Here is a 26,563-nt window from a genome sequence, read left to right on the forward strand (position 1 = left end):
GATTTAAAATCAGTTGGTTGGCTGCGCAATCCGAGCATGTCCGGAGCAAAAGGAAAGGTCCCGGCAAGCTTCTCGCCGGGACCTTTTTTCGTCTGCCTTATTGTAACAATCCTCAGGTCGCCTGCCGCCGCAGGAAGGCCGGGATATCAAGATGGTCGTCACCCTGTGGCGCCGGCGCAACAGGCGCGGGACGGCCGTGGACGTCCAGACCCTGCGGCGCGGGACGGCGAGCATACTCCGATACCGGCTCATTGGACGCGATTTGCTGCGCGACGGTCTTCTGCGGCCGGCGCTCGGGCAGCGGCGGCATGGCGGGACCGGCGGTGCGGGCCGCGACCGGCGGCTCGCTTTCCTCGTCGCGACGGCCGAGGCCGACATTGGCGAGGCGCTGCAGCAGCGACAGGCGGGTCTTCTGCGGGGTCTCCTCCTCGGCTTCGCCGCGGGCCTGCCGAATCTCGGCCTGCGCCGGCATCGGCAGCTCTTCGATTCGGGGCATGCGCGGCGCGCGGGCCGGACGCTCGGCTTGCGGCGGGATGAAGGTATCGGGCGTCATGGGCTCCTGCACCGCGACCGGGGCCATGTCGGCCTCCGGGAACAGGGTCGGCTTCTGCGCGATCGGACGAACGGTGACGTCGCCATAGGTCTGCGGCGCGGGCGCTTGCGGCACCTCGGAAACGGCAGCGGCGATCGCGGCGAGCGCCGCGCGCTCGACGTTCGGACGGGGCGCGGCGGCAGCCGGAGCCGGCGCGGCGGCCGGGGTCTGGGCTTCCAGCTTCTGGGCGCGCTCGGCCAGGCGCTGGTTGTCGGCACGCAGCCGGGCGGTCAGGTCGGCGAGGCGGCTCTCGGCGGCGACGGCCGGGGCGGCAGCCTGCTGCATCTGCGGGGCCGGGTTGGCGACGGGCGCGGAGGTCGCCTGGCTGTTGCGGGCGATCGCCGCCTGCTCGATGCCGGTGGCGACCACCGAGACGCGGATCAGGCCGTCGAGCGCTTCGTCGAAGGTGGCGCCGACGATGATGTTGGCGTCCTGATCGACTTCCTCGCGGATGCGGGTCGCGGCTTCGTCGACCTCGAACAAAGTGAGGTCCTTGCCGCCGGTGATTGAGATGAGGAGGCCCTTGGCGCCCTTCATCGAGCTGTCGTCGATCAGCGGGTTGGCGATCGCGGCTTCCGCGGCGGTCAGCGCGCGCTTGTCGCCGGAGGCTTCGCCGGTGCCCATCATCGCCTTGCCCATTTCGCGCATGACGGCGCGGACGTCGGCGAAGTCGAGGTTGATCAGGCCTTCCTTGACCATCAGGTCGGTGATGCAGGCGACGCCCGAATAGAGCACCTGGTCGGCCATCGCGAAGGCGTCGGCGAAGGTGGTCTTCTCGTTGGCGACCCGGAACAGGTTCTGGTTCGGGATGATCAGGAGCGTATCCACGACCTTGTGCAGCTCGGCGATGCCGGCTTCGGCCGTGCGCATGCGGCGCTGGCCCTCGAAGTGGAACGGCTTGGTCACCACACCGACGGTGAGGATGCCCATGTCGCGCGCGGTCTTGGCGATGACGGGAGCAGCGCCGGTGCCGGTGCCGCCGCCCATGCCGGCGGTGACGAACACCATGTTGGCGCCCGACAGATGGTCGCGCAGCTCGTCGATCACCTCTTCCGCCGCCGCGGCGCCGACGTTCGGCTGCGAGCCGGCGCCGAGGCCTTGCGTGACGGCCGTGCCCATCTGCACGATGCGCTGCGCCTTCGACATCGTCAGCGCCTGCGCGTCGGTGTTGGCGACCACGAAGTCGACGCCCTGCAGGCCCGCCGTGATCATGTTGTTGACGGCGTTGCCGCCGGCGCCGCCGACGCCGAACACGGTGATCCGGGGCTTCAGTTCGTGAATATCAGGAACATTGATGCTGATGGTCATGGTTGCCTCTCGATCACGCGCGCGTGGGTTCGCCCCGGCCGGCGGCCGCGGGAGTTGGTGAAAATCGAAGATTGCGGAAAGCGGTCATCAGAAGCCCTCGCGTAGCCATCGTCCGACCTTTCCGAAATATCCGCCGGTCCCTGTCTTGATCTGCTGCCGCGTATGCCGCGGTTCGACATGTTCGAGGTGAACATATTGCGGGTAGACCAGAAGTCCGGCCGGCACCGCGAACGCGGCGTTCTTCGCCTCGTTGGGCAGCCGGCCGAAGCCGAGCGGACGACCGACCCGCACGGGCCGGCCGAGAATCCGGGTGCCGAGATCGACGAGGCCGGTCAGCTGCGAGGCCCCGCCCGAGAGCACGACGCGGCCGTTCGGCTCTGCGGCGAAGGGCGAATCCTTCAGCTTGTCCCGAACCATTTCGAAGACTTCCTCGGCACGGTGCTTGACGATGTTTGCGATGGTGGCGCGGGAGACGATCTGCGGCAGATCCTGCTCGTCACCGGCTGTCGGCACAGACATCAGCTCACGCGAGTCCGATCCGCCGGTGATGACGGTGCCGTATAAGGTCTTGATTCGCTCGGCATCGGCAATGGTCGCCGAGAGTCCGCGCGCAAGATCCATCGTGATGTGTTGCCCGCCGACCGCAAAACCCGCCGCATGCACGAAGCGGCCGCCCGAATAAACGGCAATCGTGGTGGTGCCGGCGCCCATCTCGACGACAGCGGCGCCGAGATCGGCCTCGTCGTCGGTCAGCACCGAGAGTCCGGCCACATAGGGGCTCGCTGCCATGGCTTCGACATTGATGTGGCAGCGCTCCACCGCCAGCATCAGGTTCCGCGCCACGGTGGCGTCGCAGGTGACGACGTTCATGTCGACGCCGAATTGGTGCGCGACCATGCCGCGGGGATCGCGGATGCCTTTGACACCGTCGAGCGTGTAGCCGACCGGCAGGGCGTGCAGCACGGTGCGGCCTTCGCCGGTGGCGTGGCGCATGCCGGTGGAGGTGACGCGGCTGACATCGGCCGGCGTCACGGCGCCGCCACGAATGTCGGCGGCAGCCTCGACCAGCTGGCCGGCGAGCCGGCCGCCGGAGACCGACAACAGCACGGACTCGACCCGCACCTTGGCCATCTTCTCCGCAAGCCCGACGGCCTGGCGCACCGCCTGCTCGCATTCGCCGAGATCGATCACCGCGCCGGCCTTCATGCCGCGCGCCTGGATCTGGCTGTAGCCGATCAATTCCACCGCATGGGTGCGGCCGCGCAGCGCATCGCTCGGCGGCGACGGCTTCAGCCGCGCGATCATGCAGGCGATCTTGCTGGTGCCGATGTCGAGGCAGGCGACGATGCCGCCGCGCTTGTGCGGCATCGGGCGCGTCTTCGGCGTCTGGGTGCGATCGAGACCGGTCATGCGGAATCCCCGGCCTTCTTTTTCTTCTTGTCCTTGAACAGCTCCTCGCGCGCCTTGGCGGCGTCCTCGGAGAGCTGCACCACCAGCCGGTCCGGCAGGCGCATGTCGACGGCGACGATATCGCGCGAGAACAGCCTGTCCTCCTTGTCGAGCTTCGACAGCATCGCAAGCGCGTTGCCGACGTCCTGCTCGGGCAGGCGAATGTCGAGACCGTCCTTGAGCCGCAGGTTCCAGCGCCGCTCGCCGACGTAGATCGCGGCCTTGGTCACCGAATGGACCTGCGGGTAGCGCGCCAGCAGCGCCAGGAAATCGCGGGCCTGGGTCTCGGCGCCCTTGCCGACCACGAGCGGCAGCGACAGGAAGCGGCGCGAGACATAGGGCTCGAGCACGGCGCCGTCGTCGGCGATGACGGAGAGCCGGCCGGCCTCCTGCCACAGCGCGAACGCCTTGCGCTCGGTGAGCTCGATCATGAGCTGGCCCGGATAGAGCTTCAGCACGGTCGCATCCGCGATCCAGGGATTGGCCTTGAGCTTGTCGCGCACCGCCTCGGCATCGAGGAACAGCAGCGAGGAGCGGCCGCTGACGCCGCCGATCGCGAGGATCTCGTCCTGGGTCAGCTGCTTGCGGCCGTTGATGACGACGGAGGTGATGCGGAAGCCGGCGGAATTGGCCAGCGCATTGCGGGCATCGCTGACCGCGGTGACGAAATCCTGGAGGTGGCCGCCCTTGACAATGCCGAAGCCGCAGCTGCCGATCAACAGCAGCACGGTCATGCTGAGGCCGACCCGGCGCGGCAGATAGCGCTCGACCAGCGCGACCAGGCGCGGCGGCGGCTCGCGCTCGACGGCGGCCTTGGCCTGGGCTTTGGCTTTGGCCTTGTCCCTGGCGGCAGCGCGCGCCTCTTCGCGCTTGACCTGCGCCCACTCGCGCAGAAGCACGACCGCTCCGATAGCGGCCGCCTTCAGGTCAGCTTGGGGCCTCAGCGATCCGAAAAGCGATCGGGTGAGGCGTCCTGCACCATCCATTGCACGAGCTCGTCAACAGTTTGCCCGCGACATCGCGCGGATCCTGGCGAACATGACGTCTCGGACTTGCCGGGCCGGGTGCTGGTCTTCAGCAGAAGAAAACCTCTCCCCTTCAAAGCGTTCGCTGGAGGTGACATCACCCGCGACAGCTCACGCGCCGGCAGCCAAAGCGCCATATGCGCCGCCAGCGTTAACCTTCGGACGTCCTGGTAAACAAAAGGTAAAATTCGTTAACGACCTGCGCATTTTGCCTCGCGATATCTGGCATTTGCGCCGCCATGTCCGGCATTTTACCGGTTTTGGCCACCAAACCGGCCCGTTTCGCCGGTCCGGCCGTTAACCAGTCCTGACTATTTCCGCACGCGCTGGCAGGCGAGCTCGACCAGGCCGCGCAGGAAGTCGACGAACTCGATGCCTTCGGCTTTCAGCGCCTTGGGGTAGAGCGAGGACTTGGTCAGCCCGGGCAGCGTGTTGGTCTCGAGATAGACGAGGCCCTTGTCCGAGACGATGAAGTCAGAGCGGGAATAGCCGGTGCAGGACATTGCGCGATGGGCCAGCATCGCCTGCGCCTGGAGCGCGGCGGTGATCTCGGGTGCGAAGCGGCCGGGGCAGATCTCCTGGGTCGACTTCAGAAGATATTTCGCCGCGTAGTCGAAATTGCCCTCGCCCGGAATGATCTCGATCGGCGGCAGCGAGATGATCGAGCCGTCGGTGCGCTCCAGCACGCCACAGGTCGCCTCCACGCCGGCGATGTAGGGCTCGATGACGTACTCTTCATGCTTCGCTGCGTTGCGGACAGCGACGAGGTCCTGCTTGGCATTGACGAAGATCAGGCCGTAGCTCGACCCGTCGCGCGCGGGCTTTGCGATCAGCCTTCCATACTCGGCGAAAGCCTCGTCGATATCATCGAGCGCAAGATTTTCCGGCGGCGTCACGCCGCCGAGCGCGGCGAAGCGCTTGGCTGCGATCTTGTCGAAGGCCAGATGCGACGACGCCGAGCCCGAGCCGGTGAAGGGCACGCCGCGCGCCTCGCACATCACCTGCAATTCGCCGTTCTCGGCACGCCCGCCGTGCAGGCCGAGCACCAGCACGCGATCCTCAGCCTTGGCCCGGTCGAGCGCCTGCGCGAGCGGGACGCCGCGCGTGCCCGGCTTGAATTCGTCCTCGAACGGGCGGGCATGCTCGAGCAGCTGCTTCGACTGCACGACGTGCACCTTGTCCTCGACGTCCCACCACCAGAGGTCAGCCTCGGGCAGCGCCTGATGCAGCGCCTGGGCTGTGGCAACCGAGACGAGACGCTCGCGGTTGGAGCCGCCGAAGAGGATGGTGATGCGCATGTTCATAGTCTCTCTCGTTCCGTCATTCCGGGGCGCGACGTAGTCGCGAACTACGGTGCGCAATTGCGCACCTGAGAATCCATTCATCCACGAACTCCGCCGCCCTATGGATTCCGGGCTCTCGCTTCGCGAGCCCCGGAATGACGGAAATCATGAAACCCCGATCCGCTTGATTTCCCAGTGTAGCTCGATTCCGGAATTCGCCTTCACGCGTGCACGTACCGTCTCGCCCAGCGTCTCGATGTCGTGCGCGGTGGCCTCGCCGGTGTTGATCAGGAAGTTGCAATGCATCTCCGAGACCTGCGCGCCGCCGACGCGCAGGCCACGGCAGCCGGCGGCGTCGATCAGCTTCCAGGCGGAATGGCCGGGCGGATTCTTGAAGGTCGAGCCGCCGGTTTTCTCGCGGATCGGCTGCGCGGTCTCGCGATGGCTCTGCACCTCCGCCATGCGCGCGCGGATCGCCTCCGCGTCCCTGATCTCGCCGCGAAAGCGCGCGGAGGTGAAGATGATGGAGGGATCGACGCCGCTGCTGCGGTAGACGAACTTCATGTCGGCGTTGGAGAAGACGTGCCTGGTGCCGTCGCGCCCGACGCCCCTCGCCTCGAGCAGCACGTCCTTGGTCTCGCCGCCATTGGCGCCTGCATTCATGCGCAGCGCGCCGCCGATCGTGCCGGGAATGCCGAAATAGAATTCGAGCCCGCCGATATTGGCCGACGCGGCAACCTCTGCCACGCGCCTGTCGAGCGCAGCCGTGCCGGCCGTGACGATGTCGCCGCTCGCAGTCGCCTCGCCGAAGGCGCGCGGCGCAAGCCGGATCACCACGCCGGCAATGCCGCCGTCGCGCACGATCAGGTTGGAGCCGACCCCGATGACGTAGACGGGAACGTCGGAAGCCAGATGGGCGAGGAAGTAAGCGAGATCGTCCTCGTCCGCCGGCGTGAACAGCACCTGCGCAGGCCCGCCGACGCGAAACCAGGTGAGTTCGGCCAGCGACTGGTTTGCCAGCAGCCGCCCGCGAAGCTCGGGCATCGCGGCTTTGAGCGAAGGGGTGATGTCGGGGAATCCCACCGCCCTACCCCAGCGCCTTCAATTCGCCGGGCAATGTATAAGCCCATTGCGTGATGTTGCCGGCGCCCAGGCACACGACGAGATCGCCTGGCTTCGCCAATCCCTTGACGATGCCGGCAAGCTCCGTCGCTGCCGGTAGCGGGACCACCTCGCGATGGCCGTGGGCGCGCAGGCCGGCGACGAAATGATCGCGGTCGATACCTTCGATCGGCGCTTCGCCGGCGGCATAGACGTCGGCGACGACGACCGCGTCGGCATCGTTGAAGCAGGTGCAGAACTCCTCGAACAGCGATTGCAGGCGGGTGTAGCGATGCGGCTGCACCACCGCGATCACCTTGCCGGTGTAGGAATCGCGCGCGGCCTTCAGCACGGCTGCGATCTCCACGGGGTGATGGCCGTAATCATCGATCACGGTGACGCCGTTCCACTCGCCGGTCTTGGTGAAGCGGCGCTTGACGCCGCCGAAGCCGGCCAGCGCCTTGCGGATCGCCTCGTCCGACACGCCGAACTCGTGCGCGACCGCGATCGCCGCCGTCGCATTCGAGGCATTGTGCCGGCCCGGCATCGGCAGCGCGAGATCGGCGATCTCGTGCGTGGTGCCGTTCTTGCGGTCGCGGATCACGACCTTGAACTTCGAGCCGCCGCCGCCGGCGGTGAGATCGACCAGCCGCGCATCGGCCTGCGGATTCTCGCCATAAGTGATGATGCGGCGGTCCTCGATCTTGCCGACGAGGCTCTGCACCACGGGATGATCGATGCACATCACGGCAAAGCCGTAGAACGGCAGGTTCTCGACGAAGTGACGAAACGCGTCCTGCACCGCCTCGAAGGTCTTGAAGTGATCGAGATGCTCGGGGTCGACATTGGTGACGATCGCGACATCGGTCGGCAGCTTCAGGAACGTGCCGTCGCTCTCGTCGGCCTCGACCACCATCCAGTCGCCGGCGCCAAGCCGCGCGTTGGAGCCGTAGGCGTTGATGATGCCGCCGTTGATCACGGTCGGATCGAGCCCGCCGGCGTCGAGCAGCGTGGCGACCATCGTCGTCGTGGTGGTCTTGCCGTGGGTGCCGGCGATGGCGACGCAGCTCTTCAACCGCATCAGCTCGGCCAGCATCTCGGCGCGGCGCACCACGGGAATGCGCCTCTCGCGCGCCGCCATCAGTTCCGGATTGTCGCGCTTGATCGCGGAAGACACGACCACGACCTCGGCGCCGTCGATATTCTCGGCCTTGTGGCCGACCGAGACTTTCGCGCCCTTCTTGCGCAGACGGTCGAGATTGTAATTGTCGGCGGCGTCCGAGCCCTGCACGGCATAGCCGAGATTGGCCAGCACCTCGGCGATGCCGCTCATGCCGATCCCGCCGATCCCGACGAAGTGGATGGGTCCGATCTCGCGCGGCAGTCTCATGTGGTTTCCTTGGGGTCATCGTCCGCGAAGGCGGACGATCCAGTACTCCGCGACGCCAGAGATTCAAATCAACTGCGTCGGATACTGGATGCCCCGCTTTCGCGGGGCATGACAAGTGGCTTTTTTGGCCATTCGGGCCGGAACAGGCGTCAGATTCCCGCGGTCTTCACCACGAGATCCGCCAGCCGCTCGGCCGCATCGAGCCGCCCCGCCCCCTTCGCCGCCGCCGCCATGGCGGCAAGCCGTGCCGGCTCGGCGGCGAAGCCAGAAATTTCGGATGCCAGCCGGTCGGAGCTGAACTCGGTCTGCGGGATGCGGATCGCGCCGTCGACCTTGGCCAGCACGCCGGCATTGGCGAACTGGTCCTGGTCGATCGAGCCCGGCAACGGCACCAGGATGGAGGGGCGACCGATCGCGGCGAGCTCGGCCACGGTCCCCGCACCGGAGCGCGATACCACGAGATGATTGGAGGCAAGCCGCGCCGGCAGATCCGTGAAGAACGGCGCGAGCTCGGCCTTGATCTTGAGCTTGTCGTAGACGGCGCGCACGCGGCTCATGTCCTCTTCGCGCACCTGCTGGGTGAGGACGAGACGGCTCCACAGCGCAGGCTCGAGCCGCTCGATCGCGCTAGGCACGATGTCGGCCATGATGCGCGCGCCCTGGCTGCCGCCGACGACGAGCAGACGCAGCGGACCGTTCGGCTCGGGCGCGGCATACTTCACCGCGGCGGCCGCGAGGATCGCCGGACGCATCGGCGTGCCGACGGTCGTCGTCTTGCCTGCCAGCGCCGGATCGCGATCGAGCACACCGGGCAAGGACGTCGCGATGGCGCGCACGCGGCTCGACAGGAACCGGTTGGCGCGGCCGAGCACGGCGTTGGCGTCGTGGATGATGCCGGGCACGCCGGCGAATTTCGCCGCGACCAGCGGCGGCAGCGTCGGATAGCCCCCGAAGCCGACGACGGCGACGGGCTTCAGCCGCTTGATCAGCGCGTAGGCGGACAGCGTGCCGGCGGCAAGCGTGAGGCCGGCATAGGCCAGCTGAAGCGGATTGCGGCCGCGCGCGGTCTCGCTTCTGACGACGTCGATCATGTCCTTGCTGAATAGCCCGCTATAGCGCAGCGCGCGCTCGTCGGTGACGAGGCGGACGCGATAGCCGCGCCGGATCAATTCGACGCCGAGCGCCTCGGCCGGGAACAGATGGCCGCCGGTGCCGCCCGCGGCGAGAAGAATCAGGGGGGACGTGTCCATAATGAGGGCGTTTTACAGGGTCTTTCTCGTCATTGCGAGCGAAGCGAAGTAATCCAGACCACCTCCGCGGAGACAGCCTGGATCGCTTCGTCGCTTCGCTCCTCGCAAATGACGGCTCACGCGTAACTGCGCATCGCCTCGGCGTGGCCGCTCGCCTCGACCTCGGTGCGCGGGCGCAGCCGCGTCAGCGCCAGCATCATGCCTATGCCATAGGCGAGCGAGACCATCGAGGAGCCGCCATAGGAGATGAAGGGCAGCGTCATGCCCTTGGCGGGGATGAGCTGCAGGTTCACCGACATGTTGATCGCTGCCTGCACGCCGAACAGGATCGCGAGCCCGGAGGCCGCAAAGCGCGAGAACATGTCCTCGTTGGCATAGGCGCGCGACAGCGTGCGCATGACGACGAAGGCGAACAGCGCCAGCATCGCAAGGCACAGGATGATGCCGAACTCTTCGCCCGCGACCGCGAAGACGAAGTCGGTGTGGCTGTCCGGCAGGCTGCGCTTGGCGATGCCCTCGCCCGGTCCGAGCCCGAACCAGCCGCCGTTGTAGAAAGCCTCCATGGCGGTATCGACCTGGAAGGTGTCGCCGGAGGCCGGGTTCATGAAGCGCTTGATGCGCCCCGCGACGTGCGGAACGAACAGATAGGCGCTGAACAGGCCGGCCGCGCCGAGACCTGCGAGGCCGAACACCCAGATCATCCGCATGCCCGCGATGAAGAACAGCGAGCCCCACACCATCAGGACCAGCATGGTCTGGCCGAAATCCGGCTCCATCACCAATAGCGCGACCAGCATCAGCAGCAGCACCACCGCCATCGAGGTCGCCGGCATCTCCGGGCGCCTCGTCGATTCCGCGAACAGCCAGGCCGCGATCACGACGAAGGACGGCTTTGCGATCTCGGAGGCCTGGATGTTGACGCCGAGCAGCGTGATCCAGCGGCGCGAGCCCTTCACCTCCGGGCCGAAGGCGAGCGTGAGCACGATCAGGACGATGCTCGCCGCGAAGATGATCAGCGCCGAGCGGCGGATCGCGCGCGGCGACAGGAAGGACACCCCGAGCAGCACGATGCAGGACGGCACCAGGAACAGCACGTGGCGGCTGAAGAAATGGAAGGCATCGAGCCCGATGCGGGTCGCAACCGGCGGGCTCGCCGCCAGCGACAGGATCACCCCGGTCAGCATCAGCCCCAGGATGGCGCCCATCAGCGGCTTGTCGACGGTCCACCACCACTCGGAAAAGGGGGTGCGTTCTTCACGGGAGAGCATGGGCGGCCGCTTTCGGACAGAGGTCCGTTCATTGGTCGCCGAGGTTGGTTACCGGGAGGTTAAAGGGACGGGTAACTTTTGAGCGAAGCGTTGGTGCCGGGCTACGAACCGGGAGCCCTGACGAATCGATAGGGTATGCCGCCAAACGCCAGAGTGAGAACGCCATCCTCGGCGAATGAGAACTGGGTTCGTTCAACTTGTGGAGCTGAGGGCTGGTCGGTGACAATCGTCGAGCCCTCCACCCGATATCGAAGATTGATGATTTGTCGCTTGTCGTGCTCACGAATTGTGTAGCGCAACCCACCGCTCTCATCGAACTCGAGCAGGACATTTCCCAGGCGGGCTAGCGCCAGTTCATCGGTCTCGTCTACAAGCCAGGCGCCTACCAGAGTCATTATGTCATTCAATCGTTGGTGTCGGTGTCCTCACACCACCGGCTGCACACCCGGCAGCGCCTGCACCAGCTCGCGGAACTTGGTGCCGCGGATCTCGAAATTGCGGTACTGGTCGAACGATGCGCAGGCCGGGGACAGCAGCACGACGGCGTCGGTGAGGCCCGACGCTTCCGCATCGCGGGCCGCGTGTTCGACCGCAACGTCCAGGGTCTGGCTGATCTCATGCCCGACCTGTGTGCCCAGCGTGCCCGAAAACTCCTGCGCAGCTTCGCCGATCAGATAGGCCTTGCGGATGCGCGGGAAGAAGCCGGTCAGGCCAGTGATGCCGCCCGCCTTCGGCTTGCCGCCGGCGATCCAGAAGATCTCCGAAAACGACGACAGCGCATGCGCGGTGGCGTCCGCGTTGGTGCCCTTGGAATCATTGACGAACAGCACGTTGCCGCGGCGCCCGACTTGCTCCATGCGATGCGCCAGGCCCGGAAAGCTGCGCAGGCCGTTCTGCAGCACGTCCTGGCTGATGCCCATGGCGAGCGCGACGGCGGCCGCGCAGGCCGCGTTCTGCGCGTTGTGCTGGCCGCGCAGCGAGCCGATGCCGCCGAGCGCGGCGATCTCGCTGCGGGCGCCGCCCGCGGCGCGCACGATGGTGCCGTGCTCGACGTAAATGCCCGACGCGAGCGGGTTCTTGACCGAGATGCGCACCAGGTTCTTGCCAGCGCGGTCGAGCCGGTCGGCGATGTCGCGGCAAAAGCCGTCATCGACACCGACAATCGAGGTGCCGCCGCCTTGCACGCCGGCCACAAGGCGCTCCTTCACCGCGGCGTAATGCTCGATCGTGCCGTGGCGATCGATATGGTCCTCACTGACATTGAGCAGGATGCCGACGGAGGGATCGAGCGAGGGCGTGAGGTCGATCTGGTAGGACGACATCTCGATGACGTGGACGCGGCCCGTGCGCGGCGGCTCCAGCGACAGGATTGCGGTGCCGATATTGCCGCCCATCTGGGTGTCGTAGCCGGCGACCTTGGTCAGATGCGCAATCAGCGCCGTCGTGGTCGACTTGCCGTTGGTGCCGGTGATGGCGACGAACGGCGCGTCCGGCGCATGGCGGCGCCGCTCACGGCAGAACAGCTCGATGTCGCCGATCACCTCGACGCTTGCCTCGCGCGCCTTCAACACGCTCCAATGCGGCACCGGATGGGTCAGCGGCACGCCGGGCGCGAGCACCAACGCGGCGAACTGCGCCCAGGAGACGTTGCGCAAGTCCGCGGTGATGAAGCCGGCCTGCGCGGCCTTGGCGACGTTCTCGGCATTGTCGTCGGCGGCTATCACGTCGGCGCCGCCGGCCTTCAACGCATGGCAGGAGGCGAGCCCCGAGCCGCCGAGGCCGAACACCGCGACCGTCTTGCCGGCGAAGGACGTGACGGGGATCATCGATCGGTCACCGCAGCTTCAGCGTCGAGAGGCCGGCGAGCGCCAGCATCACCGAGATGATCCAGAATCGGATCACGATCTGCGGCTCGGTCCAGCCCTTCTGCTCGAAGTGATGGTGGATCGGCGCCATCGCGAACACGCGCTTGCCCGTGAGCTTGAAGGACACGACCTGCACGATGACCGAAACCGCCTCGAGCACGAACAATCCGCCGATCACCGCGAGCACGATCTCGTGCTTCACCGCGACCGCGATCGCGCCGAGCATGCCGCCGAGCGCGAGCGAGCCGGTGTCGCCCATGAAGATCGAGGCCGGCGGCGCGTTGAACCAGAGGAAGCCGAGCCCGGCGCCGAGCAACGCGCCGCAGAGCACCGCGAGCTCGCCGGTGCCGGCGACATATTTGATCTGGAGGTAATCGGCGAACACCAAGTTGCCGGTGAGATAGGCGATCATCGCGAAGCTCGCGGTGGCGATCATCACCGGCACGATGGCGAGGCCGTCGAGGCCGTCGGTGAGGTTCACCGCATTGCCGGCGCCGACGATGACGAAGGCGCCGAAGACGACGAAGAACCAGCCGAAATGCAGCACGGTATCCTTCAGGAAGGGAATCGTCAGCGCGGTGGAGGCGGGATCGCGGTTGAGCCGCACCAGCGCATAGCAGGCGACCAGCGCGATCACGGCTTCGATCAAGAGGCGCAGCTTGCCGCCGAACCCGGTCGTGGTCTGCTTGGTCACCTTGAGGTAATCGTCATAGAAGCCGACGAAGCCGAAGCCGAGCGTCACCGCCAGCACGATCCAGACATAGGGGTTGAGCGGATTGGCCCACAGCACGGTGCCGACCGTGAGCCCGGACAGGATCATCAGCCCGCCCATGGTGGGCGTGCCCTTCTTGGAAAGATGCGATTGCGGACCGTCGGTGCGGATCGGCTGGCCCTTGCCCTGACGGATGCGCAAGTGATCGATGATCCAGGGGCCGAACAGGAACACGAACAGCGCGCCGGTCACGATGGCGCCACCGGTGCGGAAGGTGATGTAGCGGAAGACGTTCAGGAAGGTGCGAAAGGCACCGAAGCCCGGAAATGTGTTGGAAAGCTCGATCAGCCAGTAAAACATTCAGACGGTCCTATGGCGCCTTTGCACGTCCAGGTGCTTCACGCGCATTCGCTGGTCTTCGTCATGGGCCGCGCGTTTCGGGAAACGGACGGCTTCCGCCGCAAAGGGTGGGATTCGGGAACGGCGTCTTCCAAGCAGTTTACGCCTTTGCCTGCAAGGCGGCCACCAGCCCCGGCACAAACTTGTTGACCCAGAACATCTTCTTGCTGCCCTTGACAACCACGACGTCGCCTGCCTTCAGCAGATTTGCGACCTCGTCCGGCTTCAGCGTGGCGGGATCGTCGTGCCAGCCAAGACCCTTGCCCGAGGGCAATGCGTCGAACAGGTGGCGCATCAGCGGCCCGACGCAATAGACGCCGTCGATGCCGTCGAGGTGGCTGGCAAGGCCGGTGTGATAGCTCGTTGCGTCCGCACCGAGCTCGAGCATGTCGCCGAGAATCGCGATGCGGCGGCCGCCGCTCATGTTGCGCGCCTGCAGACTTTGCAGCGCCGCGGCCACGCTGGCCGGATTGCCGTTGAAGCTGTCGTCGATCACGGTGATGTCGCCGACCGCCTGCTCGACGCCGCGGCCGGTCATGATGCCGACGCGGTCGAGCTTGACCGCGAGCGTCGCGACGTCGAGATGCGCGGCATGAACCGAGGCGAGCGCTGCCAGCGCATTGTGCACCCGGTGCGGCGCGCCAGGGGTGAGGCTGAAGGCGATCTCCTTCCTGCCGATCGCGGCCACGACCTGCCAGCTCTCGCCGTGCGGCGCGTGCGCGACCTCGTGCACCTCGGCATACTCGCCGCCGAAGCGCACGACCTTGCCCTTCCACTCGGAAGCCTTGATTCCGGCGGGCAGCACCAGCACGCCGTTCTCGGGCAGTCCGAGCGCGATCGATACCTTCTCGCGCCGGATGGCTTCGAGCGAGCCGAGCTTTTCCAGATGCACCGGCTGGACGTTGACGACGAGCGCGACGGTCGGCTGCGTGAGCTCGCTGAGACGGGCGATCTCGCCCTTCTGGTTCATGCCCATCTCGACGACCCAGAGGCTGGCGTCCCGCCTGGCATTGCACAGCGTCAGCGGCACGCCCCAGAAATTGTTGAAGCTCGAGGGGCTCGCATAGGCGTTCGGATAGGCGGCGATGAATTCCTTGGTGCTGGTCTTGCCGGCGCTGCCGGTGAGCCCGATCACCGGGCCGTTGAAGCGCGCGCGTGCGGCGCGCGCGAGGCCCCAGAGGCCGTCGATCAGCGTGTCCTTGACCACGATCTGGGGGATGCGGATGCCCGCGATCTCGTGCGGCACGATCATCGCCACTGCGCCTGCGGCTTCCGCCTTGTCGGCGAACTCCCAGCCGTCGCGCGCGCTGGCGAAAGCCGAGATGAAGCCGCCGCTCGGCGTGCCGCTCAGCGCAACGAACAGGCTGCCCGGCTTCACCAGCCGACTGTCCTGGGTGACGAAGTCTATTGCCGTGTCCGGGAAAGATCCCGTAACACCAAGCGCGCGCGCGACCTCGGCAACCGTCCATATTGGCCCGCTCATGCAACCCTCGACGCTAGTGCGGCGGCGACCGCCTCGTGATCACTGAAAGGCAGCACCTCGCCGCCGACGATCTGCCCGGTCTCGTGGCCCTTGCCGGCGATGAGCAGCGCATCGCCCTCCTGCAAGTCCTCGATCGCGGCGCGGATCGCCTCGGCGCGGTCGCCGATCTCGCGGGCGCCCATGGCGGCGGCGAGGATCGCGGCGCGGATGGCTTCCGGCTTCTCGCTGCGCGGATTGTCGTCGGTGACGATGACGGCGTCGGCGTTCGCCGCCGCGATCTCGCCCATGATCGGACGCTTGCCGGCATCGCGGTCGCCGCCGGCGCCGAACACGACGACCAGCTTGCGTTTCGCATAAGGCCGCAGCGCCTGCAGCGCCTTCGCGAGCGCATCGGGCTTGTGCGCATAATCGACGAAGATCGGCGCGCCGTTGCGCTCGCCGACGCGCTCGAGCCGGCCCTTGGCGCCTTCGAGATGTTCGAGGCTCGCAAACACGTTTTCAGCATCGCTGCCCGTGCCGATGGCGAGGCCGGCCGACACCAGCGCATTCTCGATCTGGAATTCGCCGACCAGCGGCAGCCGGATCGCGTGAGCCCTGCCGCGATGTTCGACCGTAAGCTTTTGCGAGAAGCCTTCGACTACGGCCTCCGTGAGGCGAATGCCCTCGCCGGCGCCATCGCCGTTGCGGCCGACCGCCATGACGCGCAGGCCGCGCGATGTTGCCGCATCGATCGCCTCCGCCGAGCAATCATGATCGGCCGAGATCACCGCCGCGCCATCAGGCGGCACCAGCTCGCGGAACAGGCGGAGCTTGGCCGCGAGGTAATGCGCAACGGTCGGATGGTAATCCATGTGGTCGCGCGAGAGATTGGTGAAGCCGCCGGCCGAGATCCGCACACCGTCGAGGCGATATTGGTCGAGCCCGTGCGAGGACGCCTCGAACGCGAGATGCGTGACGCCCTCGCGCGCGATCTCGTCCAACTGCCGGTGCAGCACGATCGGATCCGGCGTAGTCAGCGAGCCATAGACGGTGCGCTTCTGCGACACGAGACCGATGGTGCCGATGCTGGCGGAGGCGTGCCCGAGCCGCTCCCAGATCTGGCGTGTGAACGCGGCGACCGAGGTCTTGCCGCTGGTTCCGGTCACCGCGGCGATCGTCGCAGGCTGCGCCGGGAAAAACCTCGCTGCGGCCAGCGCCAGCGCCCGGCGCGGATTGGCGCTCGTGATGAACGGCACCTTGCAGGCGGCCGGCGCATGGTCGCCGACGACCGCCACCGCGCCCGCCGCAATCGCAGCATCGATGAAACGGGCGCCGTCAGTCTTGCTGCCTGCGAGCGCGAAGAAGAGATTGCCCGGCTGGACCACGCGGCTGTCGAGCGCAACGCCGCTCACCTCGAGCGCCGCAGCGGCGGGCTCGATCGCGGCATCATTGCCCTTGACATCCTGACCTAAGAGGTCGCGCAGCTTCATGGTGTTCCAGTCGACATGCCGTGCCGGAAAGCCGAATCCTCCGGGGAAAATCCCGACTCAGCAGCGGCGATGGCCCACCCGGTTGATTACTGGGTTGTCCTGGATGCTGCAAGAATAAGGCGCTCCGCAGGCGGCAGCTCGAACCGCGGCTCGACCCCCAGAAGCGGCGCGATCCGCTCGATCACCTTGCCGCCGGTCGGCACCGCGTTCCAGCCCGAGGTGATGAAACCATGCGTTTCCGGCAGTGCCTGCGGCTCGTCCAGCATGATCAGGACGTGATATTTGGGATCATCGCAGGGCAGGATGGCGGTGAAGGAATTGAGCACGCGCTTCTTGGCGTAGCGGCCGTTGACGACCTTCTCGGACGTGCCGGTCTTGCCGCCGACGTAATAGCCCTTGACGTCCGCCTTTCTCGCCGAACCGACTTCGGCATTGAGCCGCATCAGGAACCGCATCTTGTCGCTGGTCTCCGGCTTGATGACGCGCTTGGCCATCGCCTGGGCTTCGGATTCGCTGCGCTTCAGGAACGTCGGCGGAATCAGATAGCCGCCGTTCACCAGCGCGTTGATGCCCATCACCGCCTGCAGCGGTGCCACCGACAGGCCCTGGCCGAACGCGGCGGTGACCGTGTTCAGCTCGCTCCAGCGCCGCGGCAGCAGCGGCGCCGCACTCTCCGGCAATTCGGTGCGCAGCCGCGTCGTCTGGCCCAGCTTGGCGAGGAACGCCTTGTGCGCCTCGACACCCTGGTTGAGCGCAATCCGTGCCGCCCCGATGTTGGACGAGTAGGTGAACACTTCCTTGGTGTTGATGAAGCGCCCGACCGGATGGCTGTCGTGGATCGTGAACTTGCCGTAATGCAGGTTTCCGCGCGCGTCCCACATCGAGTTCAGATTGATCTTGCCGGAATCGAGCCCCATCGCCAGCGTGAACGCCTTGAAGGTCGAGCCCATCTCGTAGACGCCGGTGGTGAGGCGGTTGATGCGGTCGGGGTCGTGCGCTTCCTTCGGATTGTTGGGATCGAAGTCCGGCAGCGAGACCATCGCCACGATCTCGCCGGTCTTGACGTTTGAGACGATGCCTGACGCGGCCTTGGCGCGGAACTTGTCCTTGGCCTTCAACAGCTCGTCGCGCAGCGCGTGCTCGACGCGCAGATCGACCGCGAGCTCGATCGGCTTCTGCAACCGGTCGGTGGCAAAGCCGGCGCGGTGGAGGTCGGCGAGCCCTTGATTGTCGAGCCACTTCTCGAGGCCGGCGATGCCCTGGTTGTCGATATTGACGAGACCGATGAGGTGAGCGACCTCGTTGCCGGTCGGATAGACGCGCTTGTTCTCGCGCAGGAATCCGATACCGGGAATGCCGAGCTTGTGGACGGCCTGCTGCTGCGCCGGCGTGACCTCGCGCTTGAGCCAGACGAAGCCCTTGCGTGTCCTCAGGCGCTCGCGCACCTCGGCCTCGTCGAGGTCGGGAATGGTCGCGGTGAGGAGCTCGATCGCCTCGTCCTTGTCGATGATGCGGCGCGGCTCGCCGAACAGGCTCGCCGCCTTGACGTCGGTCGCAAGGATGGCGCCGTTGCGATCGACGATGTCGGGCCGCGCGGTCGCAACCACCTCTTGCGCTGCGGCGCGGCGCGCGCTGTGGGCGTCGGCGCCGATCGCGAACATCACGAGCCGCCCGCCGATCAGGGCATAGACCGAAGCGAAGGCGAGCATGGCGAGGCCGACACGCGCGCGCGCCTTCGCGGCGCGATCGACGTTGCGCCCGTAGAGCAGGCTTCGGATCAGCCGCCGCCGCCAAGGTTCACCTGACCGCTCGGTCGACTTTTCGGTAAGTTTTGCAGGCGTTGCCGGGCTCATTGCTTGTCCTCGCGCTGAGGCACGGAGCCCGTCACCGCATCAGGGTCGCTCGCGGCTTCGATGGTCTTGAGCATGGCCCCGATCGGATCGGGCTCGCCCGGCCTGAACATCCGGGGCGGACGCTCCGGCAGGCTCTTCAGCGAATCATATTGCGTGCCGTTGACCGGCTTGAGGTGCAGATGCCGGTCGGACAGGCCCTGCAGCCGATGCGGCGCATCGAGCTTGGCCCATTCGGCCCGCAGCCCTGCGATCGCATCGCGCTGCTCGCGGATTTCCGCACGCAGCCGCAGCACCTTCTCGGTACGCGCCGTGGAGTCCATCTTGATCCGGTAGACATGAGCGGCTGCGAAGATCAGCGCCCCGATGACGAGGAGGTGAATGATGCGCATGCGCTAGCCGCCCCTCATCACGTCGGCGAGCTTCGGCCAGGACGATGCCTCATTGGTCTCATGCGCCGGCGCCGAGCTGCGCTCGGCCGCGCGCAGCTTTGCCGAGCGCGCGCGCGGATTGTGCGCAACTTCGTCCTCGCCGGCGACGACCGGTCGCCGCGTCAGCAGCTGGAAGCTCGGCGCAATTTGCGCGACTTCCGGCAGATGCCGCGAGCCACCGCCGGTCTTCGAACGCTCGGAGAGGAAATTCTTGACGATGCGGTCTTCCAGCGAATGGAACGAGACGACGACGAGGCGGCCGCCGGGCTTGAGCACGCGCTCGGCCGCAGCGAGCGCGGTCTGGAGCTCCTCGAGCTCTTCGTTGACGAAGATGCGCAGCGCCTGGAACGTCCGTGTCGCCGGGTGAATGTCGCCGGGCTTCGATCGCACCACCCTGCCGACGAGATCGGCGAGCGCGCGCGTGGTCGTGAACGGAGTTTCCTGCCGGTCCGCCACGATGGCGCGGGCGATGCGACGCGAATGCCGCTCCTCGCCGAAGAGATAGATGATGTCGGCGAGATCGCCTTCCGAGGCGCGCGCGACGATTTCGGCCGCGGTCGGACCTGTCTGTCCCATCCGCATGTCGAGCGGACCGTCGAGGCGGAAGGAGAAGCCGCGGCCGGCCTGGTCGAGCTGCATCGAGGACACGCCGACATCCATTACGACGCCGTCGACGCCATCGACGCCTTGCGCCGCGCAGACTTCGGCGAGGTTGGAGAAGCGGTCCTCGACCAGCGTCAGCCGGCCCGCGGCGCGTTCGACCAGTTCGGCACCGCCGGCAATCGCGGTGCGGTCGCGATCGATGGCAATCACTCGGGTTCCCGGCACGTCCAGGATCGCGCGGCTATAGCCGCCGGCGCCAAACGTGGCATCGACATAGACGCCGCCCTCGCGCGGGGCGAGATGCGCGATGGCCTCACGGCCAAGAACGGGGATGTGCGGAACCGAACTCATGCGCGACGCCTGCCGGCCGCCGGCCGAGATACCCAAGCGGAATCGAGGCCGAACAAGCCCATAACGCCTCGAATCATTGCGCGTCGCGGCGGTTCCACGACAAAGCCCTCGTCCAGCATGGTTACCGAGCCCGATCGTCCCGGGCCACAAACCCAGTGTTCCCAGCGGAATTTGTCGGGCAGCCATGGGATTTCGAGCCAAAATACGCTTTGGCCGCCTCCGGACGCGGGTCGGCTCTTCATCTCTCAGTAACGGCCCTTAGCGTTAAGAAAGCGTTGCTCGGTTCGTGACAAGTGGAAAAGGTGACGAGGGGAGTGATGCGTCATCCACACACATTGCCAAAATGAATCCGTTAACCGCGCCGCGCGATTGCGCGCGATGAAGGGTAAAGGAATAGTAAAGAGAAGGGCTTGCCCCACTCTCCGTCCATTTGAGCTGCTCATGCCCTCGGGTTCGTCCACGCCTGGATCTGATTCGAAGCGTCACCGCGTTCTCCCGGTTCCCAAGACCGTGGCGGGCCTGCGCACCTTCGAGCCCGATTCCTCGATCGTCTCCGACATCATCCCCTCCCCGAACCATGGCGAGCGCAACAAGGGACGGCAGCCGGACATGATCGTGCTGCACTACACCGGCATGCCCGATGTCGAAGGCGCACTGGCGCGCCTCTGCACCGCCGGCACCGAAGTGTCGGCGCATTATGTCGTGCTGGAGGACGGCCGCATCGTGCAATGCGTGCCTGAGGCCAAGCGTGCCTGGCACGCCGGCGTCTCCTCTTGGGCCGGCGAGGACGACGTCAACTCCTGCTCGATCGGAATCGAGATCATCAATCGCGGCCATGACTGGGGCTATCCGGAGTATCCGCTGCGCCAGATTGCCGCCGTGATCGCGCTGTGCCGCGGCATCATGCTCCGCCGCAAGGTGCCGGCGCACCGGGTGCTCGGCCATTCCGACGTCGCGCCCGCCCGCAAGAAGGATCCCGGCGAGAAATTTCCGTGGCATTCGCTGGCCAATTCCGGCGTCGGCCACTGGGTGACGCCCGCGCCGATCGTCCGCGGCGAGACTCTCATGCTCGGCACCATCAGCGACGCGGTGCTGAGCATGCAGCAGGCGCTCGCAAGGTACGGCTATGGCGTGCCCCTGAACGGCAAGTACGACGCTGCGACAATGGAAGTCGTCACCGCCTTCCAGCGCCATTTCCGCCCGGCGCGGCTGGACGGCGTCGCCGATCACTCGACGCTGTCGACCTTACAGGCGCTGCTGTCGAGCCTGCCGGCGGAAGGAACGCCGGTGGCGTCGAAGTGACGGAGTAGCCGTACACGCCGTCATTGCGAGGAGCTCTTGCGACGAAGCAATCCAGACTGTCTCTACGATGACAGTCTGGATTGCTTCGCGGAGCCTGTCATCGGGCCGCGCTTCGCGCGGACCCGTTGGCTCGCAATGACGGCGTGTGAGGCTCCTACCCCATCTCCCTCATCCTTCGCGCATAGAGCCTTCGCAACGGCTCGAGCTGCGTCGCCACCGTCGCCGCACGATAGGCCTCGCGCGCCTCCTCCGTCCTGCCGAGCCGCCGCAACAGATCCGCGCGCACGGCGGGCAACAGCTCATAGCCGCGAAGCCCGCCGCGCGCGGCGATCGCATCGACGAGATCGAGCGCTCGTGCCGGCCCATCGACCATCGACAGCGCCGCGGCGTGATTGAGCTCGATCACGGGCGACGGATTGATGCGCAGCAGCACCTCGTACAGCCCCGCAATCTGCGGCCAGTCGGTCTCCTCGAAGCTCGGCGCACGCGCATGCAGCGCCGCGATCGCGGCCTGCACCGCATAGGGTTGTGGCCGGCCCGGCACGCGCAGCGCGTGCTCCACCAGCCGCAGCCCCTCGTCGATCTGCGCGCGGTGCCACAGCGAGCGGTCCTGCTCTTCGAGCAGGACGATGTCGCCGGCCGGCGTCTGTCGCCCGGCGCGGCGCGCGTCGTGCAGCAGCATCAGGGCCAGCAGGCCCTTGATGCCGGCGCGGTCGGGCATCAGCCGGTTCAGCAGGCGGCCAAGCCGGATGGCTTCGCTCGCCAGATCAGGCCGCATCAAGTCCGCGCCCTCGGTTGCGACATAGCCTTCGGTGAAGACGAGATAGATCACGGCGAGCACGCCATCGAGCCGCGGCGCCAGCATCTCGCGTTCCGGCACCTCATAGGGGATTCCGGCAAGCCTGATCTTCTGCTTGGCGCGGACGAGCCGTTGCGCCATCGCCTCCTCGCCGACGAGGAAGGCGCGCGCCACCTGCATTGTCGACAGTCCGCACACGGTGCGCAGCGTCAGCGCGACCTGCACCTCGGGCGCGAACGCGGGATGGCAGCAGGTGAAGATCAGCCGCAGCATGTCATCGTCGAGCGTTGCTGTCGGCTCGTCCGGGCCCAGCGCGTTGAGCTCGAGCTCGTGCACCAGCGCCTGCTGCTTGCCGCGGAAGACAGCCTGACGGCGGATGCGATCGATCGCCTTATGCTTGGCGACGTTGACGAGCCAGGCGCGCGGATTGTCGGGGACCTCACACGCCCAGCGTTCCAGCGCGACCGCGAACGCATCCTGCAGCGCGTCCTCGGCGAGATCGAAATCGCCGACGAGACGGATCAGCGTGGCTAGCGCCCGCCCCGCCTTGTCGCGGAAGATTTTGTCGATCTCGCCAGGGGTCATGTCACGCGATCACCCCCCTCTCGTCATTCCGGGGCGCGGCAAAGCCGCGAGCCCGGAATCCATAACCACGATTCGGGGATATGGATTCCGGGCCTGTGCCTTGCGGCGCACCCCGGAATGACGAAGGTGAGAGAGCCGTCACTTCTCATAGACCCAGATCGGCCGCACCTCGATCGAGCCGATGCGTGCGCTCGGAATCCGCGCCGCGATCTCGATGGCGGCGTTGAGATCCTTGGCTTCGATCAGGTAATAGCCGCCGAGCTGCTCGCGCGTTTCCGCGAACGGACCATCGGTCGTCAGCGTCTTTCCGTCGCGCACGCGCACCGTTGTCGCGGTCGTGGTCGGCTGCAAGCGGTCGCCGGCCTTGAAATTGCCGTTCTGGATGATGTCTTGCGTGAAGGATTGATAGTCGGCCAGGATCTTCTGGCTGGTCGCCGCGTCGATCTTCGCGTACTCGACCTCGTTCTGGTAGATCATCAGCAGATATTGCATTGCTTCACTCCTGTGTTCGGCTGTGTTGCCGACAACCAGTCGAACGGGCGGCGCGCCAAACGACATCTTCAGGATAAAATATTTCGGGCGGGCCGTGCACGGCGATATCGGCTTGACGAAACCGTCACAAATGCCCCATGCGTTATCAGTCAGTCGGCCGGACGGCCGCTCCGGCAGGTGCCGAAAGGCCGCCGGGGAGGAAAGTCCGGGCTCCCTTGACATGCGGTGCCGGATAACGTCCGGCGGGGGTGACCCCAGGGAAAGTGCCACAGAGAATGAACCGCCCGCCTTCGCCCTTCGGGGCTTCGGCGCGGTAAGGGTGAAAAGGTGCGGTAAGAGCGCACCGCGGGTCCGGCAACGGAGCCGGCATGGCAAACCCCACCGGGAGCAAAACCGAATAGGGACGGCTTAAGCGGGCTGTTCGCGAAAGCGATAACGCCGCGGGGCGATGTCAGGCCCGCCGTCCGGGTAGGTTGCTCGAGGCCATGTGCAAACATGACCCCAGAGGAATGGCCGTCACGTATCGTTCGCGCAAGCGGACGGTGCCCTACAGAACCCGGCTTACAGGCCGGCTGATGTGCGACGAGGGGTTCGGTGCCAACGCATCGGACCCCTCACCATTTTGGCCGATCACCTCGCCAGCCAACCGCCGTCATTCCGGGGCTCGCGAAGCGAGAGCCCGGAATCCATCAGGCGGCCGGCGCGGAGGAGAAATGGATTCCGGGCTCGTGCTGCGCACGCCCCGGAATGACGGCTGCGACCTATGCGACGATCTCGTCCAACACCGCCATCAACGCCTCCGGCGCCGTCACATTCGGCGCGTGGCTAGCGTCGAGCTCGACATAGCGCCAGCCCTCCTCGCTCTTCGTGCGCTGGGCAAACTGCCCGAACACATCGCCGGGCGGAAGGCGCGTGCAGTAGATGTAGCTGCGCGGCATCGCCGGCTCGCCATGTTCGAGCCTCAGGCGCGTCTCGAAGCACTTGATCGGCATCGGAACACGGCGCGCGTTGAGCCAGTCGAGATCGGCCGGCGAGGTGTCCGGCGGCGGCGGGTTCGGCGGGATGCGATAGCCGTCGCCCGAGCTGACTGCCTTGCGCATCGGCTCGCGCCCGCCCTCGTTGAGGTCGAACAGCGACTGGCCGTCACGCGGCACGAAGGCGTCGAGATAGATCAGTTCCGTTACGCGCTCGCGCGCACGGTCGGCGACGCCGGTCGCAACCATGCCGCCATAGCTGTGCCCGAGCAGCACGATGTCGCTGAGATCCTCGAACGCGATGACGTTGAGGATGTCCTGGATATGGGTGTCGAGATCGACCGAAGGATTGGCCAGATGCGCGCGCTCTCCGAGGCCCGTATAGGTCGGCGCCACCAGGCGGTGGCCGGCCTGCACCATCAGCGGGTGCATCTTCTTCCAGGCCCATCCGCCGGACCATGCGCCGTGACAGAGCAGGAAGGTCTTCGCACGCGGGGCCATCGGCGTTTCCATCGTTCTTGCTTGATACGATGGAGTGTAGCGGCATGCCGCGCGATGTAAACGCCGCCTCAGGCGGCGCGCGTGTCCTTCACCAGCACCGGCGCAAGCTCGCCGGCCTCGCGCCGCAGCTTGCCCGCCTCGAAACCATGCATGCCGAGCTGCCATTGCAGGCCGACGATGGCGCCCTTGGTCGGTTGCAGCAGCGCGAGTGAGGCGAACAGCGTCACCGGCAGCCACACCGCGAGCTGCAGCCACTCCGGCGGCGCGTAGGCGGTCTCGACCGCGAGGATTGCCGGCACCACGAGATGGCCGACCACCACCATCACGAGATAGGCGGGAAAATCGTCGGCGCGCTGGTGGAACAGCTCCTCGCCGCAATGGTCGCAAGCCTGCGTCACTTTCAGGAAGCGGCCGAACATGTGCCCTTCTCCGCAATTCGGGCATTTGCCGCTGAAGCCGCGCCACATCGCCTTGGCCAGAGAGACCGTCGCCAGAGAGACAGACATGACCACACCTCTTCCTTTTCGATGATCCATACAATAATATCTTGCATCCATACATTCAAAGGTTATAGGCCTAAATTGCATGGAATGGATCCCTACAATCTCGGAGCTTTCGGGCCCGCGCTACCAGCGCATCGTCGAGGCCATGGAGGCCGATATTGCCGCCGGCAGGCTGGTGCGCGGTCAGCAGCTGCCGACGCAGCGCGCGCTGGCAAGGGCCCTCGGCATCGACCTCACCACGGTGACGCGCGCCTACACCGAGGCGCGGCGCCGCGGCATCATGGAAGCCAGGGTCGGACAGGGCTCGTTCGTCTCGGAGACCAGCGCGCGGCGCGCGGTTGACCTGCCGCACCCGGTCGCGATCGACCTGTCGATGAACGTGCCGCCGCACCCGCTGGAGGCGCAGCTCGACGAGCGCATCATCGCCGGGCTCGAAGCCCTCCGCGCGCAATCGGGCCTGACGGCGTATCTCAACTACCAGCCGCCCGGCGGCAGCGCGCATGAGCGCGAGGTCGCGACGCGCTGGATGCGCGCCCGCGTTCCGCATGCACAGGCCGACCGGCTGGTGATCTTTCCCGGCGCTCAGACGATCCTCTTCAACCTGCTCGCCCATCTTGCGCGACCCGGCGACACCGTACTGACCGAAGCGCTCACCTTCCCCGGCATCAAGGCCGCCGCGGCACTGTTCGGTGTCAAGCTCGTCGGTGTCCCCATGGATGAGGACGGCATCCTGCCGGATGCGCTGGCAAAGGCGTGCCGCGTGCATACGCCGAAAGCCGTCTATCTCATTCCGACGCTGCACAATCCGACCACGGCGACGCTTTCCGCCGAGCGGCGCGGCACTATTGCGAAGATCATCCGCGATGCCGGCACCATCCTGATCGAGGACGACGCCTACGGGCTGCTCGACCGCTCGGCCTCGCCCATCGCGAACCTCATTCCGGAGCGGACTTATCTTGCAACCACGCTGTCAAAATGCATCGCGCCGGCGCTGCGCGTTGCCTATCTGGTGACGCCCGACAGCGGCGCGCAGCGGGACATGCGCACCTCCTTGCAGGCGACCGTGCAAATGCCGGCGCCCTTGATGGTCGCGCTGGTGACGCATTGGATCGAAAACGGCATCGCCGATCGCATCATCAGCGCCATCCGCAACGAAGCGGTCGGGCGCCAGCAGCTCGCGCAACGCGCGCTGAAAGGCTTTCAGTTCCTCGCCAGGCCCGCGGCGCATCATCTCTGGCTGCGGCTGCCGGAGGAGCGGCCCGATCTTGCCGCACATCTGCTGCGGAACGGGCTTGCCGTCGTCGCCGGCGATGCCTTCACCGTCGACGGGGCACCGCCGCATGCGGCACGCGTCTCGCTCGGCGCGGCCCGAAACAGATCGGAATTGACGGAAGCGCTGCGTATCCTGGTCGGCGCGCTGCACAAGCCTGCCGATACGAGGCAGATCGTCTAGTCTTTGACGATCGCGGCGCTGGAAAGCCGCAGATCACGCTTGCGTGCGGCATGGATTGACCTCGATGCCGGCAGGCATGTTATGCGAGCCGTGCGATCAACCGTTCAGGGTCGCCCCTTGCGACA

At 66.5% G+C, this 26,563-nt stretch carries 22 protein-coding genes and 1 other RNA gene; 3 read left to right on the plus strand and 20 right to left on the minus strand.

The features are described 5' to 3' along the window. Positions 1-112: 112 nt before the first annotated feature. The 16 genes from ftsZ to rsmH form a co-directional block, all read right to left on the minus strand. Positions 113-1,900, minus strand: a complete 1,788-nt coding sequence (ftsZ, locus tag I6F24_RS18460; protein ID WP_225149079.1) for a cell division protein FtsZ — start codon at positions 1,898-1,900, stop codon at positions 113-115. A gap of 87 nt (positions 1,901-1,987) precedes the next feature. After that, complete coding sequence (gene ftsA, locus I6F24_RS18465; RefSeq protein WP_036003557.1) at positions 1,988-3,310, minus strand: cell division protein FtsA; 1,323 nt, start codon at positions 3,308-3,310, stop codon at positions 1,988-1,990. After that, complete coding sequence (locus I6F24_RS18470; RefSeq protein ID WP_036028353.1) at positions 3,307-4,335, minus strand: cell division protein FtsQ/DivIB; 1,029 nt, start codon at positions 4,333-4,335, stop codon at positions 3,307-3,309. Before I6F24_RS18470 ends, ftsA begins: the two co-directional genes overlap by 4 nt. A gap of 350 nt (positions 4,336-4,685) precedes the next feature. After that, positions 4,686-5,672: a D-alanine--D-alanine ligase gene (locus tag I6F24_RS18475; protein WP_036028358.1), complete on the minus strand. Its 987-nt coding sequence runs from the start codon at positions 5,670-5,672 to the stop codon at positions 4,686-4,688. Positions 5,673-5,822: 150 nt separating this feature from the next. After that, positions 5,823-6,740: a UDP-N-acetylmuramate dehydrogenase gene (murB, locus tag I6F24_RS18480; RefSeq protein WP_225149080.1), complete on the minus strand. Its 918-nt coding sequence runs from the start codon at positions 6,738-6,740 to the stop codon at positions 5,823-5,825. Between the two features lie 4 nt (positions 6,741-6,744). Beyond that, positions 6,745-8,148 carry a UDP-N-acetylmuramate--L-alanine ligase gene (gene murC, locus I6F24_RS18485; RefSeq protein WP_225149081.1) on the minus strand — a complete coding sequence of 468 codons (1,404 nt, stop codon included), beginning with the start codon at positions 8,146-8,148 and terminating at the stop codon, positions 6,745-6,747. A gap of 149 nt (positions 8,149-8,297) precedes the next feature. After that, on the minus strand, positions 8,298-9,401 hold the full coding sequence (gene murG / locus I6F24_RS18490) for an undecaprenyldiphospho-muramoylpentapeptide beta-N-acetylglucosaminyltransferase (RefSeq protein ID WP_199751031.1): 1,104 nt from the start codon (positions 9,399-9,401) through the stop codon (positions 8,298-8,300). 113 nt (positions 9,402-9,514) lie between these two features. Further along, positions 9,515-10,666: a putative lipid II flippase FtsW gene (gene ftsW, locus I6F24_RS18495; protein ID WP_036003534.1), complete on the minus strand. Its 1,152-nt coding sequence runs from the start codon at positions 10,664-10,666 to the stop codon at positions 9,515-9,517. A gap of 101 nt (positions 10,667-10,767) precedes the next feature. Then, positions 10,768-11,061, minus strand: a complete 294-nt coding sequence (locus tag I6F24_RS18500; RefSeq protein ID WP_036003531.1) for a hypothetical protein — start codon at positions 11,059-11,061, stop codon at positions 10,768-10,770. Between the two features lie 30 nt (positions 11,062-11,091). Next, a complete protein-coding gene (gene murD / locus I6F24_RS18505; RefSeq protein WP_036028364.1) occupies positions 11,092-12,492 on the minus strand; it encodes a UDP-N-acetylmuramoyl-L-alanine--D-glutamate ligase in 1,401 nt (466 codons plus the stop codon). Between the two features lie 7 nt (positions 12,493-12,499). Next, positions 12,500-13,603, minus strand: coding sequence for a phospho-N-acetylmuramoyl-pentapeptide-transferase (gene mraY / locus I6F24_RS18510; RefSeq protein WP_036003524.1), 1,104 nt, complete (start codon positions 13,601-13,603; stop codon positions 12,500-12,502). A 139-nt stretch (positions 13,604-13,742) separates the two neighbouring features. Then, positions 13,743-15,125 carry a UDP-N-acetylmuramoyl-tripeptide--D-alanyl-D-alanine ligase gene (murF, locus tag I6F24_RS18515; protein ID WP_225149082.1) on the minus strand — a complete coding sequence of 461 codons (1,383 nt, stop codon included), beginning with the start codon at positions 15,123-15,125 and terminating at the stop codon, positions 13,743-13,745. Continuing rightward, entirely contained in the window at positions 15,122-16,594 is a 1,473-nt protein-coding gene (locus I6F24_RS18520; protein ID WP_036028372.1) for a UDP-N-acetylmuramoyl-L-alanyl-D-glutamate--2,6-diaminopimelate ligase, read from the minus strand. The genes murF and I6F24_RS18520 overlap by 4 nt, the downstream gene beginning before the upstream one ends. A gap of 86 nt (positions 16,595-16,680) precedes the next feature. Further along, on the minus strand, positions 16,681-18,447 hold the full coding sequence (locus tag I6F24_RS18525; RefSeq protein WP_036003486.1) for a penicillin-binding protein 2: 1,767 nt from the start codon (positions 18,445-18,447) through the stop codon (positions 16,681-16,683). After that, the gene (locus I6F24_RS18530; RefSeq protein WP_036028375.1) at positions 18,444-18,836 is read right to left on the minus strand and encodes a hypothetical protein; all 393 of its coding nucleotides are present in this window, start codon (positions 18,834-18,836) and stop codon (positions 18,444-18,446) included. Before I6F24_RS18530 ends, I6F24_RS18525 begins: the two co-directional genes overlap by 4 nt. 3 nt (positions 18,837-18,839) lie before the next feature. Further along, positions 18,840-19,829 (minus strand): 16S rRNA (cytosine(1402)-N(4))-methyltransferase RsmH, encoded by a 990-nt coding sequence (gene rsmH, locus I6F24_RS18535; protein ID WP_036028388.1) that lies wholly within the window; start codon positions 19,827-19,829, stop codon positions 18,840-18,842. A gap of 441 nt (positions 19,830-20,270) precedes the next feature. Here rsmH and I6F24_RS18540 point away from each other — a divergent pair, with 441 nt between their 5' ends. Continuing rightward, positions 20,271-21,131: an N-acetylmuramoyl-L-alanine amidase gene (locus I6F24_RS18540; protein WP_193375204.1), complete on the plus strand. Its 861-nt coding sequence runs from the start codon at positions 20,271-20,273 to the stop codon at positions 21,129-21,131. 154 nt (positions 21,132-21,285) lie between these two features. On the opposite strand, the gene I6F24_RS18545 is transcribed toward I6F24_RS18540, so the two are convergent. After that, on the minus strand, positions 21,286-22,515 hold the full coding sequence (locus tag I6F24_RS18545) for an RNA polymerase sigma factor (RefSeq protein ID WP_225149083.1): 1,230 nt from the start codon (positions 22,513-22,515) through the stop codon (positions 21,286-21,288). A gap of 138 nt (positions 22,516-22,653) precedes the next feature. After that, positions 22,654-23,007 carry a YciI family protein gene (locus I6F24_RS18550; RefSeq protein WP_158284423.1) on the minus strand — a complete coding sequence of 118 codons (354 nt, stop codon included), beginning with the start codon at positions 23,005-23,007 and terminating at the stop codon, positions 22,654-22,656. A 149-nt stretch (positions 23,008-23,156) separates the two neighbouring features. On the opposite strand from I6F24_RS18550, the gene rnpB reads away from it, so the two are divergent. Continuing rightward, an RNA gene (gene rnpB / locus I6F24_RS18555) (RNase P RNA component class A) lies at positions 23,157-23,587 on the plus strand. Positions 23,588-23,768: 181 nt separating this feature from the next. Here the strand turns inward: rnpB and I6F24_RS18560 are convergent. Next, positions 23,769-24,482 carry an alpha/beta hydrolase gene (locus tag I6F24_RS18560; protein WP_225146928.1) on the minus strand — a complete coding sequence of 238 codons (714 nt, stop codon included), beginning with the start codon at positions 24,480-24,482 and terminating at the stop codon, positions 23,769-23,771. 68 nt (positions 24,483-24,550) lie between these two features. After that, the gene (locus I6F24_RS18565; protein ID WP_193374953.1) at positions 24,551-25,018 is read right to left on the minus strand and encodes a DUF983 domain-containing protein; all 468 of its coding nucleotides are present in this window, start codon (positions 25,016-25,018) and stop codon (positions 24,551-24,553) included. A gap of 49 nt (positions 25,019-25,067) precedes the next feature. On the opposite strand from I6F24_RS18565, the gene I6F24_RS18570 reads away from it, so the two are divergent. Further along, the gene (locus I6F24_RS18570) at positions 25,068-26,438 is read left to right on the plus strand and encodes a PLP-dependent aminotransferase family protein (protein WP_225149084.1); all 1,371 of its coding nucleotides are present in this window, start codon (positions 25,068-25,070) and stop codon (positions 26,436-26,438) included. Positions 26,439-26,563: the final 125 nt, after the last annotated feature.

The organism is Bradyrhizobium sp. BRP23 (genome assembly GCF_020194135.1).
GTDB classification, from domain to species: domain Bacteria; phylum Pseudomonadota; class Alphaproteobacteria; order Rhizobiales; family Xanthobacteraceae; genus Bradyrhizobium; species Bradyrhizobium yuanmingense.